Below are 21,347 nucleotides of genomic sequence, written 5' to 3' on the forward strand. Positions count from 1 at the left end.
ATTAAGTAATCTTGATTCAAACCAAACTTTTAACAATGTTACTGAGGCTCTCAACTAATTTGGGGGTCTTTTTTTATTTTTAATTAATAGTTTGAGGCCAAATGTAGTCATACTATTAATTAAAAATAAATTGTAACTTGTTGTACTTTTATATAACTGTTTAATTGACCAATTTACTGAGTAGTAATAGATTGATACAATATCTTACGAATAGATTTAAATGCTTTTTACTTTTGTCCATAGATAGCTAATTAATTATATAATGCTAAATACTACTGATACATAGCGATTTGCTGGAACATAGGAGTGGGGATAATGAATTGGACAAACTTTAAAACACATAACCAGGCACCAACTCAAGCATTTGAAACCTTCTGTATACAACTTTTTGAAAGATGGGTAAGGAGAACCTATAAAGATAAGTTAAAAAACTTCTATGTTGTTAATGGAGCGGGGGGAGATGGAGGAGTCGAGGCCTACGCTGAATTACAGAGTGACGAAATTGTTGCAGTCCAAGCTAAATGGTTTCCTAACAAAATAGAGGATCAACAAATAAGACAGATAAAATCCTCCATTGAAACTGCAATGAGCGTTCGCTCTAACATTATATCATACACAGTATGCATACCAAGAGACCTTGGTAATGAAACTGGTAGGGGAGGAAACAGTGAACAAAGCCGATGGGATAGTATGGAGAGTGATATTCTCGATACTTACATCAATTTAGAATTAATGCTTTGGAATGAAAGTAGTCTCACTACCGAGTTACAACAATCTGGTAATGAAGGTATAAGGAAATTTTGGTTTGAAAGCGAAGAGTTTGATTTTGATTTTTTGAAAAGGCGTTTTGATTTAATGATGGCTGGCTGGTTAAAAGAACGTTATATTCCAAGTTTGCATGCTCAGGGAAGGATAGAACAAACCCTTGAAGGGTTATTAATTTCAGCTAATTTTAGAGAGGGGGCTCTTTTTTACATAAAGGATATAAAAAGCAAAATGGAAATTGCTAAACAGGAGTTAGAAATAGCTTTAGATGATATAGAAATTATTCCTGTTAAAAAGCAAAACGTTGCAAGATCCATATTAGAGTCGATAGAAAAATATATTTTATTATTATATAAGTTAGAAGATGCTTTAATAAAAGGCTTGTATATAGATGAATATATTGAACCAGAGTCAATAAATTTTTCTGAGTTTAAACAGATATTAGAAGAATCCCCTAGTTCAAGTAGAGAAATTGCACGCTTGCAGTTAACTAAAGCAATGAATGAATTAGATGTAGGACCTTTGGTTTTTGACCAGATATGGCAAATAGGTAAAGCGTTAGAAAGGCACAATACCATAATTACAGGTCAACCTGGAACCGGAAAGACGCATGGTATTACGGACATTATAAGTAAAAGGCTGTCTAATGGTTACCCTAGTATCCTTATAAGAGCTAAAGACGTTAGGGCAAGTGAAGGGTGGGGTTCAATACTTAGACAGGCATTAGGACTTTCAAGTGCTTGGTCTGAAGAGGAGCTTTTCTCCGCTTTGGAGTCTACGGCAATTAGAGCACATGTAAATAGAATATATAATAAAGATAATAAGCATGATTTGGAAATTGAAGAGACCACTTTCCTAATGGCTGTTGACGGTATAGAAGAATCAGTTGAATTAGACGCCTGGAGGAATCGTTTAGGGGAACTAGACCAGATCTTAATAACTCACCAGAAAATTAGGTTCTGTATAATGGCTAGACCATACGTTTTTGAGAATAAGCCCTTGCCACTAAGTAAAGTAAACCTTGTTAAGATTAGGGATGAGGGTGACGTTCCAGTTAGTTATATTTTTGATGAGTATATATCAACTTATAATATCGATGTAACAGAAGTACCTTGGGTTCGTTTTACTCTAAAGACCCCATTGGCTTTAAGACTTTTTTGTGAAATTTACGCCGGGAAAACTTTAAGAGAAAATGATTCGATTAAGACAACTGTTGCTCATTTATTATTAGCTAAAATAATGAAAATTGATAATGAAGTTAAGGGAGCAATAAACGGTAGGTGGTATCAATCAGATAAAGTTATATTAAAGGGATTAACAAAATTAGTAAAAATATTATTAACGAGTAGCAGTATTTCTCGTACAAAGGTTATTAAGGTATTATATGATGCGCAAAGTCCAGAAGGTTTAATAACCTTAAGTGAAGCCGCTCAGATTTTAGATTATCTAGTTAAGTATGGATTGATTTATGAATCTATAAATTACGATGAAAGTGACCCTTTAAGTGATCATGAAACAGATTATAATGCAGCTATCCAACCTTTAATGGATTTCCTAATAGCAAGGGAAGCTATTATTGAATGTGAAGCGGAAGGGTTTAAATATTTACCTGAATATCTTAAAGAGTTACCTGCAGCACTCAATATGGCTGCTTTACAGCTTTTTATGGATTACAACTTATTTATTGGCAAAGAGCTAAACTTTGAAGGTGGACTAGAGGATGAACTATTAGACCAGATACGTTGGTTTGTTCTTGCAAATTCTCCAATAAATCTAACTGAGGAATATAAGGATTGGGTTAAAGAATGTTTAACAACATCAACGGCCAGAAGTAGAAGTGCTATAAAATCACTTATTATTCCGGTAGCAAGTGTACCGAATCACCCGGTTGGACCACTACTGTTACATGAAACTCTAATGGAGTATCCATCTCCTGCTGAACGAGATATTATTTGGTCAGTACCCGATGACATACCTAGCGCTGGAGGAGAGAGGCATCCTATTAGTGAGATATTTAGACTTCTACCACAGCAAAAAAGTAATGGGTTACCTTTAATTGTTGCTTGGAGTTTAACATCTGTGGAAGAAATAGTTATAGAAAATAGTAAAATTCAATTAACAGAGTGGGGCTCTAAAAATGTTAGTGAATTATTAAAGCTATTAGATAGAGTTTTCGAATCAAATGATCCTCAAATGCTACAGGAACTAGTGAATGTTATCTATGGTGTTTCTTGTCTTATAAGGGATATTTCCCAGCTCGAAAAGTTAGCAAACTGGGTTCATGAAAATATATTCTCTAGGATTCAATGTTATAAAAATGCAATAATTCGTCAATGTGCAAGAGGAGTTATCGAAAGAGCCGTGCTATTCGGAGCGGTAGAAGAAAATATACTAACTTTTTCACGCCCACCTTATTCACATAACAATGAACTCTTGCCTATAGATGAATCTGCAGCATTAAAGGTAACTCAAGAGCAAGGTAGGGGTTGGGGGATAACTCCTATTACATCTGATTTAGCTTGGTATGTAATTAAAAAAGGATATGAACCGTTCTTCGAGAATAACCCGATAACAAGCTCTAAATCTTCTGAAGCTATAGAGCATTTATCAAAATATGATATAGAAAATTTAACACCGAATGCGTGGGCAATTGGGGCTGCTATTGAGATAATAAAGGGTTATGGTTGGAGTGAGACTAGATTTCTAAATTCAGAAGACGGAATTGACACTGCAATCATAAGAAAATATCAAAGGGCAACTCACGGAAGTAAAAGTACAATTACAACAATTGCAGAAAAATATGTTTGGATTGCTGTTTTTGAACTATTAGGCTATTTATCAGATAGACTACCAATATTAGATCAATTTTCAGAGATTATATCTTTCAAGGTAGTTGACGATTACTTCATTCTAATTAATACAAATAATTCAGCATATAATTTAACTGTTCAGAAGGAAGGACCTTATAAACAATGGTTCTTACCAAATAGTTTAACACCAACAGTCCATTTCATTGATTCTGACCCGATTACTCAAATCAATGAGTGGGTAGAAAATGCTGAGACACCAAACATAATTGAGTGGATTTTACCTACATACGAAAATCTTCCAATATTAAAAAGTGATGAGTTAGCTGGTGAATGGATCTCTCTAAATGGTTTTACGGCGCTTACCGAAAGAGAGTCTGGTGGTGAATCCTTGTTTTGGATAAATACGTTTTTAATAAAAAATGAGGATAAAAGTGAACTGGACAAGGTTAAAAAGGGACTAGAAACTATGGATAGTTTAGATGGATTTTATGGAAGTATAGCTAGCAAAACATATATGTCACCTGCTGATGTCATATGGATACCTTGGTTACAAGAGGTATACAACTTGAACAGAGTGGATATTCAAGATGGTGAAAATATGAGTCGATATTTAGGAGTAAAGGCAGGGATAGTAAGCGTTACGGATTCTACGCTTGATGGTGAGGTAAGTACAAATTTGCCCTCTAAGGATATTCGCCAAGCGTTATCAATTACAGATTTATTAGGTTATAAATATATTGATGAAAAGAATAAAGTAAAAGGGTTTTATACTGCTACTGGAATATCATATCAAGATGAGCAAAAAATGCTTTTCGTTAGGAAAGAAGTATTAGACGAAATTATCCCACTTGGATATAGTATCATTTGGGGTGTAAGGCTTCTACGCAAACCTAGTGCAAGAACGCTAGAGAAGCATAGAGATATCGCATTAAAACAAATTGATAAATACTGGATTGTAAACCATGAAGAGGACTGGAAGATTCATGAAATAATTTGATGTTCAGCGAGAATTTCTTAGTAGGATAAATAGAAAAGGTGACAAATAAAATCCTCTTTTATCTTTAGTGATTTCTAGTTAACCCTATAATAAGCGTTATACACGTATTCTAAAAAGCAAAAGGGTAATATAAATTTATATTAAGTAGTTAATTTACGTTAAAAATGTTACCCCTATGATTTGAAAAAAGCTTTTGCTGATGCGAAATAATTAACTTACATTAATTCACATTAAACATGTTGAATTCCACTGGACTAATGGGCGGCATGATGTAATAACCTATTTAAACCCTGTTATATCAAGAGTTTGATAAGGTACATCAGCTCCATGCTAACATTTTGCTAGTATAGATTATTTGAGACTTCTCATTAGTTGATCAAACTTCTGAGAAGTCCTTTTTTATTTCTTTAGTTACATGAGGATAGATATTTAGAATTGAATCCTCGTTTAAGTGATCCAGTCGGTTCATGATTTGTTCCAATCCAATACCTGCATCTGCAAGTAGTGAAGATATCTTTAGATGTAAAACTTGAATACTTATATCGTTTTCTTGTTAAAAATCATAGAGGAACTGTAGTTAAATTAATTATAGATGCCAATATAGAACAAGGAGAAAGAAATAAAGGATATTGGGGAAAAGTGGAGGAAAATATAACTATTTGTCGAATCTATATAAAGGTGATATTACCTATTATATAGAGGGGGAATAATTGTGAAGCTTACTAAATTGTTAATTTACAATTTTAGGTCGATTGGTGGGGATGAATTAAATCCAGGGGTTGTAATTGATTTCGACAATGTAAACGTTATAAATCTCATTGGTCAAAATAATGCAGGGAAATCATCCATCCTATATGCTTACGATTACTTTGTAACTAGTGGAAAAACAGTAACAAATAGCGATTTTCATAAAAATGGAGATGCTCCTATTATTATTGAAGCCTGGTTAAAAGCTGAGACTTCTGAAGAAGCTGAGCTACCAGCACTAAAGAATTGGGTAAGTAAGGATAAAACTGAGAAAGAGCTTTATAATGTTGCAAAGTATAGAAAAGTATGGACTAAAGGAAATAAAAATGGAGAAAAATATACTTATAGCTTTGAAAATCAACAATGGGTTAAGGGAGGTGCAGGAGGGTTTGATCAACATTTGCAAAAAGCTTGTCCTACACCTATTTGGCTTAGAGGACTAGATTCAGTGGAAATAATTTTGGAGAACGTTCAAAAATTAATAAAGGAACAGGTACTGAATCGAGCTACGGAATTTAAGCGTTATAAAATAATTGAAGAACAATTAAAAGAGCTTAGAAAAGAAATAATTGATGATGAGTATTCTCAAAAAATTCAAAGTCGACTTACTGAATTAATGCAAGAAACATTTCCTGAATTAGAAGTTTCATTATTCGGCAATGAAAAGGATAACCTTGGAAAAAAATTACCAAATTTTATAGATACCGAAATAAACTTTTCCTCAAATGAGCAATCTTATGCTGTTCATATGGATAACCATGGGCACGGGGTTCGTAGGCAATTTCTGTTCAATTCTATCAGAGGTTTAAATGATGTATTTAATGAAATCAGTAAGGCTAAGGCAAAAAGAGACCAAGATTTGATAGCTGGCTTAAGTTTTGATCAAACTTCCAATAAATCTAAAATGTTGCTCATCGAAGAACCTGAATTATTTTTACATCCTCAGTCAGTAAGAATGTTTTCAAGCGTATTATATGATTTAGTTGAAAACCCCAATTTTCAAATTATCTCAGCAACACATTCCCCTGTAATGATAGACTTGAGTAGAGATCACACCACGCTGATTAGAACTGAAATTAAAAATGGAGAAACATCTGTTTACCAAGTGAAAGATAATATTTTTGATAAAGATGAGAAAGAGCAAATTAAGATGTTAAATAATTTTAATCCTTATGTGTGTGAAGCTTTCTTTGCGGACCATGTCGTTTTGGTTGAGGGAGATACGGAGGCGATTGTGTATCGAGAAGTGTTGAAAAATATGGTAGAGGAAGACATTGTTGGTATACAAAATGTACCCTTAATTGTAAATTGTGGATCAAAAATGAATATACCTGCTTTTCAAAAGGTTTTGAGACACTTTAATATTCCGTATTTCGTAATTCATGATTTGGACTATACTTATAAAAGCAACGGACATAAGAATGCTGCATGGACATTAAATGAAAGGATTTATGAGGAGATAATGGAGCATAACAAGGAAGGAAAAATAAAAGCTAAAAGATACATAATGGATCGAAATTTTGAATCCCAACATAATTATGAACATACATCAAGCTTAGGAAAACCATTATCGGCACACCGATTAGCTGCAAGCTGGGATGTGAAAAATGAATCAATACCGGGTATCGAAGCTATTCGTATGTGTCTAGGTTTAACTGAACAAAAAATATTTGACCAAGAATGGGTTGAATTAAAGAGGACTGAAAAGGTTGTGAACTAGGGTAGAGTATGAATTCTAAAAATTCATAGTTGAAGACCATTTTCAGATTTGCTTTTTATTATTAAAGGGTAATATGAGGTAGGAGAAAATCATGTTGGCATTTTGCTAAATCAATGCAACAAAAGACTTCAAGATGTTTTACATTAGAAATTCTGAATCATGTAAGAATATGGTGCAATTCAGGATAGACGGATTACTGATTTTAATCCAACTGAAAACCTGTCTATCCCATCTTAGGTGGATGGGATAGACGGGTTATATTATGGGAGAAAGGATGCTGATAATCTTTTTTTTTATCAACTTATATCTATTGTTTAACCGCAATAACAAAATCAATTTCCACCGGCGTGTTACTAGGAAGCTCTGCTACACCAATTGCAGCGCGAGCGTGACGACCTTTGTCACCAAAGATCTTCACAAGCAGTTCTGATGCTGTATTCAGTGTCTTGGAATACTCTGAGTAACCGGGAGCAGCCTGAACATAACCCGTCATCTTCAAAACTTGCTCTACATTATCAAGACTTCCAACAGCTTCCTTGATGCAACTAAGACCTTTCAAAACACAGTATTCCGCTAGTTCCTGAGCCTGTTCAATCGTTACATCTTTACCGACTTTCCCCGGGTAAGGTACTTTTCCATCAATTCTTGGTACTTGTCCGCTAACATAAGCAAGTCCCTGGTGAATGGCTACAGAAACGAAAGGAGTCGCTCCGCTCCCAGCCTCTGGCAATGTCAGACCCAATTCTTCTAAACGACGTTCGATTTCACTCATAATTTTAAAATCCCTCCACAATGTTTGTTAATACTAAATTATACTATTGGCAGATAATTTCAAGAATTAACTGGCGCATATGCCCAAGCCTTGTAAATCTATAACAACACAGAATCATTGTTTCATGGCCTTTATATTTTCGCTTAGCGATACTTTATTGTAATTCCAATTACCTGTATATTAACTTTATATTCAATTAAAATAGTTCAAATGGTATAATGTTCGAGTGTTTTATTCAAGAAAACTGGACCTCTTTTATATAAAACTCAGTTAAGGAACTTGGTCAGTCAAAAATTAATGGAATGGTGGAAGGCAAATGAGAAAAATACTTGCAACAGCATTGGCTCCGCTACTTTTAGTAGGGTGCAGTACGGGGACATACGAAAAGATGATGGAGCAAGGAGAGACAGCCTTGCAAAACGGAAAGTATGAAAAAGCGCTTGCTTCTTTTGAACTGGCAAGAGACGAAAAGCCAAAAGATGAGAAGGCTAAAACATATACAGATAATCTAACTGAATTCATTGATATTCAAAAGCTTCAAGATGAAGGAGAATTCGCGAAGGCTCAAGAAAAGGCAGATTTACTGCTGAAAGAAGATTTGCCTGCGGATCTTAAGAAAGATTTACAGGACCTTGAAAAGCAGTCTAAAGATGCAAAAGTAGCGGTTGAAGGTGTTGAAAGCCGTCTCGATTCGATAAAACGTCTTGTAGATAAAGAGGAAACTGACAAGGCAGAAAAGGGACTGGATAAGCTCAAGCAATCGGCTGAGTGGAAAGATTATGGCAGTCACTTTGATAAGCAGCTTGCGAGTATTGAAGAAAGTCTAGAAGCCGCTAAAGATGGTAAACAGCGTGCAGCGAAAGAAGAGCAGGATCGTGTTGCGGAGACAACGAAACAACAGCAACAGGTAGCTGCCGCACAAAAGAGCGAGAGTTCGGCTAAAACAAGCACATACTATTATCAGAGATTGGCAGCATTAGATGATGAAACTTCAAATATGGAGTACCATGATAATAATGGCGGATCGCTAGAAGTCCCGAAAGAAGTTTACCGGAGATGGGATGCCGCTTTAAATGAAATTTATGGTGAGCTAGAGAAGCAACTGCCTGCAGGCGAAATGGAAACACTTCGGCAGAGACAGAGGAATTGGATTAATGAACGAGATGCTCAAGCTGAACAAGCGGCGGCAAATGTCGAAGACGAATATTTTGCTCCTTCTCAGCGCTTGTATACTTTAAAAGAGGCAACTAAAGAACGCTGTTATGAATTGGTAAACTTATATATGAGATAATTAGAAAGGCTGTAACTGGGAGAGGGTACATATCTTAATTTCAGCTATTTAATTTTCCTGTTTAAATCTTTATTACTAGCTCATAGTAAGTAGATCAAGTACAATTCGGTTTCTTATCGTGCTATTTATCCACATTCATGTTATAATAGCTATAATGCTTATCGGATGAATATGAAATAACTTACAGATGAAATATATATATTTGGCGTTCTTGCTTTTTAGTTAAGAACTTACTCACACTGGATCGACTTCGGAGTCGTAAGGATGCATGAGAGGTAGGGCATGCGTCGTTTAGGTTTATAGAGGAATACTACCGCGGCAATTCATTTAAGTTAAATTGATAAATTCGTGAAGTAAATCAGGGCGCCTTTTTAGGTGCCTTTTATTATACCTTGAGTTTGTTATTCCAAGTTGTTTCATTCATTTATGCCGACAAATTACCCGGTGACTGAAAATGAGAGACTTTAATATATCGGAATAAGAATGAGAAATAACGTGAACGGGTAATCTGAAATGAAGGACCCGCTTAACCAATAGGCTACATAATACATATAAGGTAAGCACGCTGGGAGGAAGCACGTTGAATAAATACACTGACGATAGTTACGCACTACATACTGACTTATACCAAATCAATATGGCGGAGTCCTATTGGGCTGACAATATTCACGATAAAAAGTCTGTATTCGAATTGTATTTCCGTAAACTGCCTTTTGGTAACGGCTACGCGGTATTTGCAGGCCTTGAGCGAGTCATCAATTTCCTCACGAACTTTCAATTTAGCGAGAGTGATTTGGAATATTTAAGTGATCTCGGGTATCAGAAGGATTACGTTGATTATTTGAAAACAATCCGTTTTACAGGAACTGTCCGCGCTATGAAAGAAGGGGAAGTTGTATTCGGCAATGAGCCGCTCCTTCGTATCGAAGCGCCGCTTGCGGAAGCACAGCTTATAGAGACGGCTCTTCTGAATATCGTGAACTACCAGACACTCATTGCGACGAAGGCTTCTCGGATCATACAGGTTACAGGCGATGCACCTGTTATGGAATTCGGAACAAGACGTGCGCATGAATTTGACGCTGCGTTATGGGGGACAAGAGCGGCTTATATAGGTGGTTTCATTGGGACAAGCAATGTTCGTGCTGGCAAGCGATTCGGTCTGCCGGTTGCAGGTACCCATGCTCACGCTTTCGTTCAAGCGTACCGTGATGACTATACTGCTTTCCGCAAGTATGCTGAGCGCCATAAGGATTGTGTTTTTCTCGTTGATACATATGACACGTTAAGATCAGGTGTGCCTGCAGCTATCAAGGTAGCCAAAGAGTTGGGCGATAAGATCAACTTTATCGGAGTCCGCCTCGATAGTGGAGATCTAGCTTATCTTTCCAAAGAGGCAAGAAGATTATTGGATGAAGCAGGTTACACTGATGCGAAGATTTATGCTTCAAGTGACCTTGATGAATATACGATTATGAGCTTGAAGGCGCAAGGTGCGAAAATAGATGTTTGGGGTGTCGGTACAAAGGCAATTACCGCTTTTGAACAGCCAGCTCTTGGCGCCGTGTACAAAATGGTTTCCATTGAAGATGAAAATGGTGAAATGGCCGATACGATTAAAATCTCATCAAGTCCGGAAAAGGTGACAACACCTGGATTGAAGAATATTTATCGTATTATTAATAATGAAACGAAAAAGTCGGAAGGTGACTATATAACCCTGGCTCATGAGCAGCCTTGGAAGAAGGACGAGCTCTATATGTTCCATCCGGTTCATACGTATCTTGCTAAGACGGTCAGCAATTTTACAGCGAAAGACTTGCATGTGAATATTTTCAATCAAGGAGAACTCGTATATGATTGTCCGTCAGTCCAAGAGATTCAGTCTTATTTGAAGCAGCAGCTGGAACTTCTATGGGATGAGTACAAGCGTTCATTAAACCCGGCAGATTATCCGGTTGATTTAAGTAGAGTATGCTGGGAAAATAAGATGAAAAACATTGATAAAACAAAGAAGCATATACAGAAGTATGAACGCTAATAAATTGCATTTGAACATTCTTAAGCAAAACAAAAGAGAGCAGGGATTCCCTGCTCTCTTTTGTTTATACCTCAATTGCCAAATCCCCAGCTGCTTTTATTTTTACTCTTGTCGCATTACCTGGAAGATAGGCGAGGGGTACACTTTCTAGTTCGACAATCTCAACCGTTTCACGGTCAGCACCGGCTTTGATTGTTTCTGAAATGGCGAGATCTTTTGCTTGTTTTAATATTTCTTCTCTGTTTTCCTTGCTGATGGAATAGATTTTTTCAATTTCACCACTGATTTGTGAAATCGCTGACCCGATTGCATTCGCGACTCCACCGTTTGCTGGATGGTGGACCTCGGATGCGCCTTTAATTTCATTCGGGAACAGTACACTTCCGCCACCAACGAAAACGACTGGCGTATCAGCAGCACTTGTCTTTACTTTATCGATTGTTTCTTCAATCATCTCCACCATACGCTCATAAATCCTGGTCAAGAGTTCCTTGTCCAGATGAGCCACAAGTTCAGGATTTCCCAGATTAACAATATCGAGACCGACGGCTACATCTGTAGTGGTTAGTGTGGACCCACCGAAAACAAGTCCTTCTTCAAGAAGGCGGTATCCAACACTGTCAGGCCCAATTTTAAATGTATTGTCCTCTGCGAGATGGATAACCGTGCCGCCACCTAATCCGATTGAGTTGATATCAGGCATACGGAAGTTGGTGCGGACGCCTCCTAATTCAACAGCAATGGAAGACTGGCGAGGGAAGCCGTTTACCAATACGCCAACATCGGATGTTGTTCCACCGACATCAACGATGATGGCGTCTTTGTTGTTAGCCAAGAAGGAAGCACCGCGCAAACTATTTGTCGGGCCGCATGCGACTGTCAGAATAGGGTATTTCAGAGTATATTCTTTGGACATCAATGTGCCGTCGTTCTGACAGAAAAAGACTTTAGCATCAATTCCATTATACTGCAGAGCCTTTTCAAAACCTTCTGCTGTTATTTTGGCTACATTGATGATGGAAGCATTCAGGATTGTCGCATTTTCTCTTTCCGATAAACCAATGCTGCCAACTTCACTGGATAGGGAGATTGAAATTTCTCCCCCCAACACTTCACGCAGAATTTCAGCCGCTCTTGTTTCATGTGATTGGTTGACGGGAGAGAAGATAGATGTAACTGCTACTGAATCAATTTTACCTTTGATTTCATTTGCGATGGAGCGGATTTTATCTTCATTTAATGCGTTAATTTCATCTCCGTTGAATTCATGGCCGCCTTCTACAATATAGGAGTGGCCACCAAGAATCCCTCGCAGGTCATCGGGTACACCGACGAGCGGTTTGATAGATGTTCCGGCTGGGGCGCCGATCCGGATAATTGCGATGCTGTTCAATTTCTTTCTTTCAACGATAGCGTTCGTACACTGAGTTGTGCCAAGCATAGCAAACTCGATATTTTTTACATCCACTTTTGCTTCTTCAATCAAACGATTGATTGTATTATAAATTCCTGACTCTACGTCTTCTGTTGTCGGTGTCTTTAAGGAATGAATAACTTGCATATTCCGGTCAAGAAGGACTCCATCTGTATTTGTTCCGCCTACATCAATACCCAAGCGATACTTCATCATCATTTTCCTCGCTTTCCGTTCAATTGTTCCACAGGTATGAAATCAGTGTCATAGCCGAAATATCTTGGGCCGGCAACTTCAATACCTCTTTTTGTCCGCCACTGTTCATCCGCGGGAATCCCGATTACGGTTGTACGTGAGCCATATCTCAGGCCTTCTGTCGTGAAAGGAAGTGCCGTTTCGGTATCAAGTGCACAAATCAGATCGGGTGTTGTGCAGAGGATTTCATTGTCTGTTTTTGCGATGAGGTTTTCATTCTGGAATTCCAGATAGCATGTCTCGCCTTTATTGGAACCCAAGCCTTCAATCTTTGCCATGCCACGCACAAATCCACCATCAGTCTTTCGTTCAATGTCTGTGACTTTTCCGGTAAATAGCTTAAATCCACCAAGGAGGCCCAAAATTGCATCAATTGCGTTTCGTTTATTATTCTTTGCTTCTCGGATTGTGCGGCCGATATTTTCTTCAAGCGTTAGAGAATAATAGATGCATGATTGTTTGACTTGTTTACCGTTCATTGGATAGATTGCATTCATGGCAGAGCCGCCCATGACCATTGTAGCAGCGCGGGCTATTTTCTCTGCCCACTTCCCGTCTATTGTGTTCAATACCAGGCTATTGCCTTTTTCATCAGCGAGTACCATTGGTGTCGTGCTCACATCATTCAAATAGAAAGTGACCATCTGCAATTCGGGAAAAGCTCGTCCCATGCCATCCGCATCAACGACAGGCAACCCGGTTGTCGCAGCCAAGGCCAAAGGCAGCAGGGAGTTTACACCGCCTGCTTCAATAGGCATCGTCGCTTTGATTTTTTTATTCAGTACTTTTTCCAATGAGGTGAAAGCTTGCAAAGCTTCATCGCCACTTGGTAATTTCTCGACTAATACTGTTGGTGCGCCCATCATTGCACAAGGAACAATCAGGTCGTCATCATCAATTTCATTAACGTCAAGCAGCTTCACAGGTCCGTGTTCTTCAATAGCTTGGAGGGCCATCATTTTTCCGACGAATGGATCTCCGCCACCCCCGGTACCCAATAGAGCTGCTCCAACCGCGATATCTTCAATTTCTTCTTTTCCGATTAATCTCATGCTGCTTCCTCCTCGATAACTATTTTCTTATTGTTGGAAAGTCCGATAATGAGCTGGATTACAAAAGCTACGATGAAAGCATCGATACCGGATGCTCCTGTGATGCTAAACAGTCCAAAACCAGTTGGGCTTGGGGTCGTCATGAAGGCGATAGCTGAAGCGATCACCCAATTGGCAATGCTTAGTATTCTTACATTTGGCACATAGCGAATATTTGCTGCGTTATACACATCTCTTCTCATTAGGAAGTCTGCTGTGTAAATTCCGCCAATTGGAGGAATCAATACACTCAATACATTCAAGAATGGGATGAAATGATCGTAGATACCCATGATTGCAAGAACTGTTCCGATCGTACCTGCAATGATCGTCAGGATGTATTTTGGTACTGCTCTGAAAATTACTGAGAAACCTAAAGCAGAAGAATAGATATTTGTATTGTTTGTTGTCCATTGAGCGAATATCAATACAAGCATTCCACCAGTTCCCCAACCGATTCCAATCATGATAGCGACAACATCAACTTCACTTGTTGCTTTAGCGAGGACAGCTGCAATGATCAATACGATGCTGTAGCCGACAAAATAGCTGAGCAACGAGGAGATGGCCGCATCTTTAGCTGATTTTGCATATCTCGAAATATCAGGTCCGATGATTGCTCCGACTGCAAGAGATCCGATAACCGAAGAGATTCCCATGCCGATTGTTAGTGGGTTTGTAGAGAGTTGCATTGCATCCAATTGAGCGAATGTAAAACTTTTGCTTGTCATGTACACTGAACCGATTAATAGAATTGCAAGCAAAGGTACTGCAAAAATGCTGAGTTTTTCAATAGCGCTGTAGCCGATACAAGCAGTCAGCGTCATAAGAATTCCACCGATGATCATAAGGACAGATGGTGAAACATTAAGCCCGAATACATCATTGATAACTTTGTTCAAGCTGGAACCAAACAGGTCCAACTGAACACCGAACCAACCGAATAACGAAATAGCGATAACTATTGAAACTGCCATTGCTCCATATCTTCCAAGTGCGAAAGAGGAGACCAACGCAGTGGATAAACCTGTTTTTGCACCGACAATGCAGCATAGGGCGCTTAGAAGAGAGAGGAGGAATGTACCGATTACAGAAACAATGATTGCATCTTTTAAATTCAGTCCACTGCCCAATGCGCCGCCAAGTGCTGTTGCGGACAAAGCTACAATACCTGCAATCCATACCATTGTCTGTTTTAGCCATCCCTGTCTTTTCTCATCAGGTACCGGCTCCAATTCATAGTCTTCTATCAATTTTTCTTCATTCATTTTTTTCACTTCCTAATGTCAGTTTTATATATTGGTCCATCAAATAAATTGCTTGTTGCAAGTTTTTTTGTATTTCTTCCTCTTCGTAGATGATGACGCCCCAGAAAAGGCCATTTCCAAGAAATATGAAGTAATCGATAGTTTTTTTCATTTCTTTCTGATCAAGGTGAGGATATCTTGCACCCATGGCTTCCATTAATTGATCGACGAGCCATGTGTCATATGTATCCAGATAAGTGCGCACAGCTTCTTTAAGTTCAGGTATGGAAGAGTTTACTAGAAGCACATAAGCTTTCGTTTCTTCATGTTTAGAACTATGATAGTGCACCAGGTTGGCGAACAATTCTGAAAATATTACATGCAGTGGATCATTCTGATGATTTTTGAACGTATTGCTCATAACAGAAAAGTGATGATCCAGAATAACTTTCATCGCTTCTATAATGAGCTGTTGTTTGTTCTCGAAGAAATAATAGATGGAAGCGGGCTTAATTCCGGCAGCTTCTGCTATTTTCCTCATGGAAGCACCTTGATATCCATGTTCCGCGAAATTATGAATTGCAGCTTCTATTAATTTATCTTTAGTCATGTAATCCCCCTATAACCTAACTAACGTTTGTTAGGTATAATAACACTGATTTTTTTGTAACGTCAATATTTTTTAAAAATTTAACCAAGCAATATAATTTGAAAAAATACTGTTATTTCCCTGATTAGGTAATTGGGCTATATGATTCTCACGTTCGAAGTGAAGAAAAAAATACATGAGAAAATGAAATGAAGCTGTCAGTTAACGAGATAACAAACCATTCGTTCCCTCCATGTATCGTTTTTTCTATGTGTCATTGCTAGAGCTTGTACGGTTATAAGCTTTACCAAGCATGCTTCAACCAAGTGAAATGATGAGGGGAATTCTTATTGAAGACATCCAGGAGTGTTCTATTTGAATATTTGATATACTGTACTTGATATCTAATATAAGGAGGATAAGCATATGGCTAGAAAGGCATACGAAGCAAAAAGCGCAACAGCATCTGGACCGTATTCACATGCAATTGATGGTGGAGATTATATCTATTTTTCGGGGCAAACTGCGAAGAATACACCAACTGCTGAGGATATGACTGGTGACATCGCAGCACAGACGAAGCAATGCTTCAAAAACTTGTTTGAAGTATTGGAAGCAGCGAATCTTACACCTGATGATGTTCTTAAGGTAAATGTATATTTAACAGACATGGGTAATTTCGATGCGATGAATGAAGTATACAAAACATTCTTCAATGACCCATATCCGGCGAGAACTTGTATTGCTGTATTGGCTTTGCCTCTTGGAGCAGAAGTCGAAATTGAAATGGTTGCAAAAAGATCAAGCTAATCCATGAAGGGCAGTTATTTTACCGCTTGGATTGTTTCGAAGTACATGCTTAATGAAGGGCTACAGTTTGATTAATATAGTTTTTTAAAAAAAGAAGTGCTGACTCTTCCTCTTGGCTAAGAGTGATAGTTACCACTTCTTTTTTTTGTTCATTTATCCCCTTAAGCCAAAGATGGATCATGGAAGGACCACTCGTTCTGTATACTGTACCGTTTGTTATCTATTTGGACTGTTTGTTTTGAATCTCTCAACCACCTTCTTCTATTATTTATAATCCTTTTATACAAAAGAGATGTTTCTTGCATGTATTTCTTTATGTATGCGCTATCAAACATAATCTGAAATGTATAGGAGGCTTACCAATGGAAGAGGTCAGAAAGCATGATGTTGACTCCGAACAAAAATCTCAGAAAGAGAAGAGAAAGTTCAAACTCCCGCATATATACGTTATTTTATTCGTATTCAGCGCAATCGCAGCCATCACCACATATATCATCCCGGCTGGCGAGTTCGAACGTATACCCGGACCGGAGGGCAGAACGACGATTGATCCGGAATCCTTTACACATATTAAGCAAACGCCTGTGGGCATTGTTGACTTTCTGACAGTCATCCCACGTGGATTGATAGATGCTGGAGAGGTTGTATTTTTCACATTCATTATTGGCGGTATGTTCATGGTGTTGAGGAAGACTGGCATTATTGAAGTAGCCGTTGATAAATTGGCAAGGAGATTCGCTCATCGGAGCATCATGTTGATCCCGGTGTTAACTACGGTATTCGCCATTATTGCGACGCTGATTGGAACCGCTGAGCTATCACTCGTTTACATTCCTGTTATTATGCCGCTTGTTATCGCACTTGGCTACGATTCAATTACTGCAGCGGCAATTGCTCTATGTGGAACAGTTGTCGGTTTTACAGCAGGTGTCTTGAATCCTATCAACACAGGTCTTGGTCAGAAACTGGCAGGTGTTCCGGTCTTCTCCGGAATGGGTTTACGTTTCATCGTCTTCGTCATTACGATAACAGCTGCAATCTTCTTCATTATCCGCTATGCGAAGAAGGTGAAAAGAGACCCATTTAATAGTTATGTTTATGAAGAAGACAAGGAAAAGCGAAAACTTTATCAGAGTGTTGGCAAGTCTAAGGCATTGCATATGTCTAGTCGCCAAAAATGGGCAGCTCTTGTTGCACTTCTATTCTTCGGAATTCTCGTCTATGGAGTTACATCAAAAGGCTGGTTCATGGTCGAGATGGCAGGTCTGTTCATCATCATGGGAATAGTCGTCGGTTTAATTGCAGGTCTCAAAGTTGGCGATATCTGTGAAGGATTTAATGAAGGTTTCCGTGATGTGCTGATGGGGGCATTCATTGTTGGCTTGGCACGAGCAGTTGCTGTAGTGCTTGAGGACGGTCAAATAATGGATACGATTGTACATGCTCTTGGTACAGTAGTTGGTGATTTGCCACCAGCTTTGGCAGCCGTCGGAATGTATTTTGTGCAAATGATGATCAACTTCGTCATCTCTTCGGGAAGTGGGCATGCGCTCGTTACGATGCCGATTATGGCACCTCTTGCTGATATGGTTGGTGTCACAAGACAGACAGCTGTCCTGGCGTATCAGTTAGGTGATGGATTTACACATATCTTCTATCCTACAAGTGGCTACTTCATGGCGGCGCTTGCGATTGCTGGTGTGGCTTGGCAAAAATGGCTTCGTTTCATCTTGCCGCTATTCTTGACATGGGTAGGTATTTCTGTTGTCACGATGGTTGTTGCGCAGGTAATCGGCTGGTCTTAATCTTTCAATACGGGAAAAAACAGGAATGTTCGAATGAGCATTCCTGTCTTTTAAAATTAAAAATCCAGTATTTGTTTAATTTTTTTGGCGTTTGAGCGGCTGACGGGTACTTTTGAGCCGTCTTTCATAATCAATAGGAATGTCCGATTGAACCACGGCTCAACTGCATCAATTTGTTCAATATTTGCGATGTATCCCCGATGCACTTGCACGAATTTGGGGCCAAGCTTTTCCATGATCTTATATAACAATGTGTCAGTTTCATATCTTCCATTTACTGTTTTAATATAGGTTTGGCGATTTTCTGTTCCGATATAGCAAATCTCATCAACTTGCAAAATGATCATCCGGTCTTCATCTTTGGCGGAGATCGTTTTGCTTTCTTGTATGTGTGATTCCTGCTTCGGTTCTTCGGAATAAGCGTCAGCATGCTTTATCAGCTTGTCCAAAGTTTTGCTAAGCCTTGTTTCATCAATCGGTTTAACAAGATAGTCAACTGCATCCAAGTCGAATGCATCCAGTGCATATTTGCTGTAGGCAGTTGCAAAAACAATCATGGGCATCTTCTTCATATGCCGGAATTGCTTGGCTAGCTCAATGCCTGTCCCTTTAGCGAGTTCAATATCAAGGAATACGACATCAGGCTGAAGTTGATTGACCTGCCATAAGGCTTCATGCATACTTTCGGCCTCACCAACGATTTTTACCTTTTGTGATTCATTCAAAAGAAATTTTAATTCATCCCGAGCAAACGGTTCGTCTTCTACAACGACGATTTCTAGCATGCAAATCGCCCCTTTGGATTAAAAATGTATAGGCAATGTTATCGTAACACATGTACCTTCGCCTGGTGTACTGTTCATGGAGAAAGTAGCATCTTGGCTGAAGAGCGCCGTGAGACGTTCCTTTATATTGAAAAGTGCCGTTCCACTCCCTTGTTTTGAGGATTCAACCTTACGTTGACCCAAGTCTCGCAGCCTTTCAGAAGGGATACCAACTCCGTTATCTGATACAGTAACTTTCAAGTGTGTTTCATTTTGTGGTGTAATTGTAATATGTATTTTGCCCATACCCTCCATTTCTTTCAGTTCACCGTGTGTAATGGCATTCTCAACAAGAGGCTGGAGAATGAAAGGAGGAATCATCATATGAGTCGCCTCAGGATGGATATCCACATTCAATTCAAATTTGTCAGGGAATCTTGCTTGCTCTATAGCCAAGTAAGCGAATACATTTTCAAGCTCTTTTTCAAGGCTAACAATCCTATCCGTGATACCGGACAGATTATTGCGAAGAAAGGTTGAAAGGTGGATTAACAGTTTTCGGGCGAGCATCGGATCGGTCCGACAAAGAGCAACAATGGTATTCAAAGCATTGAAAAGAAAATGCGGTTGAATTTGAGCGTGAAATGCCTTCATTTCGGCATCCTGCAATAAGTAATTATGACGTTCGATCTCTCCAAATTCGAGCTGGCTGGAAAACAAATTTCCAAGACCTTCAGCGAATTCCCGCTCTACAGGATTAATCTGATTTGGGTTACGGTAATAAAAAGTGAGAGTGCCAATAGTTCTCTGTTTTACACGCAAAGGTAGAACGATGAATGCTGGATCCTGAGGATTTCGGTGAAATAGGGCACTCGTATTAGGTTGGATAATTTCCATTTTTCCTGTCTTTAAAACACGCTCGCGATAAACACGCTCAGATTGTTGGCTTTTCTCCCGGAGTGCGACTGATCCTGTATGAGCAAGTTGGCGAATTCCTCTTGTGATTGCAGTATGATCCACATCAGTTAGCTGCTGAATGATCCGAGTTGCTTTTGTCGCAGATGATTCATTCAATCCTTGTCGAAAGAGTGAAAGTGTCTGATCTGCAATAGATAAAGCCTTCGCAGTCTGATTGGCACGTGTTCTTTCCTCTTCCTGGACAACACTATAAAAAATAACGGCGCAGATCCATATACCGACACTATTAATCACAATAATCGGTATACCTGTAAATTTAATCAAATGAAGAGCGAGGCTATGATCGACTGCGAGGAACGGTATAAGCAAAATCTGTACAGTGACGATGAAGCCGCCAATCATGAACATATGGAGAGGACGAATCAATCCGATAAATCTCAATTTGCGTCCAAACCAGCCGGCGATACAGCCTCCTATAATAGAGGCGACGAAGCTTGCTTCGCTGATAAACCCGCCAAGAATCAATCTATGCCCACCTGCAATCAGTGCGGAACCAATTCCAACAATGGGGCCACCTACAAAACCGCCGATGATGATTCCAATATTACGGGTGTCAGCAATGGCGTTGTTCGTTTGAAGATGGGGATTCCACAGGTTGGAAATGATATGTGTCTCAGGATGTACGACAACCGCAGTATAATTGCCAATGATTCCAAATAGGCCAAAGATGATAGCAAGCATCATACTGCCTTTTATACTCAAATGATGGTAGATTATTCTTCTGAATATGGATAACCTTGTAATGAGAAAGGCGATTGTAATGATGAGCGTCATGCGTGAAAGCAGTTGCGCCAATAAATCCAGCATGATAACCCCTCGTTCCCGTTTTGTTTAATATACCGACACTAAGCCGTTTTTATCTATTGTATCATGCATTAAAAAGTCCGTTTATAGCAAACACTTACTGAACATTGGGGACATGTGGACAAGCAGTACCGGATATTTTCCATTGAGAGCGGTTTGTTTTACCAAATAATAATGGGAGTAAGGGTGTGAATTTGATGGTATTCTCTGCAAAGCGACTATACGAGAGATTTTGTGGAGAAGCTGTTGCGGTATTTTACAAGAGGTGACCTGTCCAGTTATCAAATAAGGCTCATCCTTTTTGAGTGGATAAGCATGAGGGAAAATGCCGGATAGATTTCAATGGAGATTGAAAAAACTTTAAGGTTTTGAGATTCACGTAATTAACATTCTTTTTGATATTAATGAAATGAACGTATTGAATCTCTACAGAAGGAAGTATTTCAT

Annotated in this window: 13 protein-coding genes; 6 read left to right on the top strand and 7 right to left on the bottom strand. The window is 38.8% G+C overall.

The features are described 5' to 3' along the window. Nucleotides 1-315: 315 nt before the first annotated feature. Nucleotides 316-4,572: a hypothetical protein gene (locus QR721_RS02800; protein WP_348028958.1), complete on the top strand. Its 4,257-nt coding sequence runs from the start codon at nucleotides 316-318 to the stop codon at nucleotides 4,570-4,572. A 712-nt stretch (nucleotides 4,573-5,284) separates the two neighbouring features. After that, on the top strand, nucleotides 5,285-7,039 hold the full coding sequence (locus QR721_RS02805; RefSeq protein WP_348028959.1) for an ATP-dependent nuclease: 1,755 nt from the start codon (nucleotides 5,285-5,287) through the stop codon (nucleotides 7,037-7,039). A gap of 307 nt (nucleotides 7,040-7,346) precedes the next feature. On the opposite strand, the gene QR721_RS02810 is transcribed toward QR721_RS02805, so the two are convergent. Then, entirely contained in the window at nucleotides 7,347-7,811 is a 465-nt protein-coding gene (locus tag QR721_RS02810; RefSeq protein WP_348028960.1) for a RidA family protein, read from the bottom strand. Nucleotides 7,812-8,127: 316 nt separating this feature from the next. Here QR721_RS02810 and QR721_RS02815 point away from each other — a divergent pair, with 316 nt between their 5' ends. After that, complete coding sequence (locus QR721_RS02815; RefSeq protein ID WP_348028961.1) at nucleotides 8,128-9,102, top strand: lysozyme inhibitor LprI family protein; 975 nt, start codon at nucleotides 8,128-8,130, stop codon at nucleotides 9,100-9,102. Nucleotides 9,103-9,682: 580 nt separating this feature from the next. Continuing rightward, nucleotides 9,683-11,143, top strand: a complete 1,461-nt coding sequence (locus tag QR721_RS02820; protein ID WP_348028962.1) for a nicotinate phosphoribosyltransferase — start codon at nucleotides 9,683-9,685, stop codon at nucleotides 11,141-11,143. A 64-nt stretch (nucleotides 11,144-11,207) separates the two neighbouring features. Here the strand turns inward: QR721_RS02820 and QR721_RS02825 are convergent, their stop codons facing one another. Genes QR721_RS02825 through QR721_RS02840 form a run of 4 tightly spaced genes read right to left on the bottom strand, consistent with a single transcriptional unit; the run spans nucleotide 11,208 to nucleotide 15,760 of the window. Continuing rightward, nucleotides 11,208-12,770 carry an ROK family protein gene (locus tag QR721_RS02825; RefSeq protein WP_431189512.1) on the bottom strand — a complete coding sequence of 521 codons (1,563 nt, stop codon included), beginning with the start codon at nucleotides 12,768-12,770 and terminating at the stop codon, nucleotides 11,208-11,210. Between the two features lie 2 nt (nucleotides 12,771-12,772). After that, a complete protein-coding gene (locus tag QR721_RS02830) occupies nucleotides 12,773-13,864 on the bottom strand; it encodes an S-methyl thiohydantoin desulfurase family protein (protein WP_348028964.1) in 1,092 nt (363 codons plus the stop codon). Then, nucleotides 13,861-15,171, bottom strand: coding sequence for a purine-cytosine permease family protein (locus QR721_RS02835; protein ID WP_348028965.1), 1,311 nt, complete (start codon nucleotides 15,169-15,171; stop codon nucleotides 13,861-13,863). The genes QR721_RS02830 and QR721_RS02835 overlap by 4 nt, the downstream gene beginning before the upstream one ends. Further along, entirely contained in the window at nucleotides 15,164-15,760 is a 597-nt protein-coding gene (locus QR721_RS02840) for a TetR/AcrR family transcriptional regulator (RefSeq protein WP_348028966.1), read from the bottom strand. Before QR721_RS02840 ends, QR721_RS02835 begins: the two co-directional genes overlap by 8 nt. A gap of 405 nt (nucleotides 15,761-16,165) precedes the next feature. Here QR721_RS02840 and QR721_RS02845 point away from each other — a divergent pair, with 405 nt between their 5' ends. Both QR721_RS02845 and QR721_RS02850 read left to right on the top strand, forming a co-directional pair. Then, nucleotides 16,166-16,549, top strand: a complete 384-nt coding sequence (locus tag QR721_RS02845) for a RidA family protein (RefSeq protein ID WP_348028967.1) — start codon at nucleotides 16,166-16,168, stop codon at nucleotides 16,547-16,549. Between the two features lie 362 nt (nucleotides 16,550-16,911). Beyond that, nucleotides 16,912-18,354: a YfcC family protein gene (locus QR721_RS02850; RefSeq protein WP_348028968.1), complete on the top strand. Its 1,443-nt coding sequence runs from the start codon at nucleotides 16,912-16,914 to the stop codon at nucleotides 18,352-18,354. Nucleotides 18,355-18,410: 56 nt separating this feature from the next. On the opposite strand, the gene QR721_RS02855 is transcribed toward QR721_RS02850, so the two are convergent. Together QR721_RS02855 and QR721_RS02860 are read right to left on the bottom strand one after the other, a co-directional pair. Beyond that, the gene (locus QR721_RS02855; RefSeq protein WP_348028969.1) at nucleotides 18,411-19,139 is read right to left on the bottom strand and encodes a LytR/AlgR family response regulator transcription factor; all 729 of its coding nucleotides are present in this window, start codon (nucleotides 19,137-19,139) and stop codon (nucleotides 18,411-18,413) included. 18 nt (nucleotides 19,140-19,157) lie between these two features. Then, nucleotides 19,158-20,903, bottom strand: coding sequence for a LytS/YhcK type 5TM receptor domain-containing protein (locus tag QR721_RS02860; RefSeq protein ID WP_348028970.1), 1,746 nt, complete (start codon nucleotides 20,901-20,903; stop codon nucleotides 19,158-19,160). Nucleotides 20,904-21,347: the final 444 nt, after the last annotated feature.

Source organism: Aciduricibacillus chroicocephali (assembly GCF_030762805.1).
Classification (GTDB): Bacteria; Bacillota; Bacilli; order Bacillales; family Amphibacillaceae; genus Aciduricibacillus; species Aciduricibacillus chroicocephali.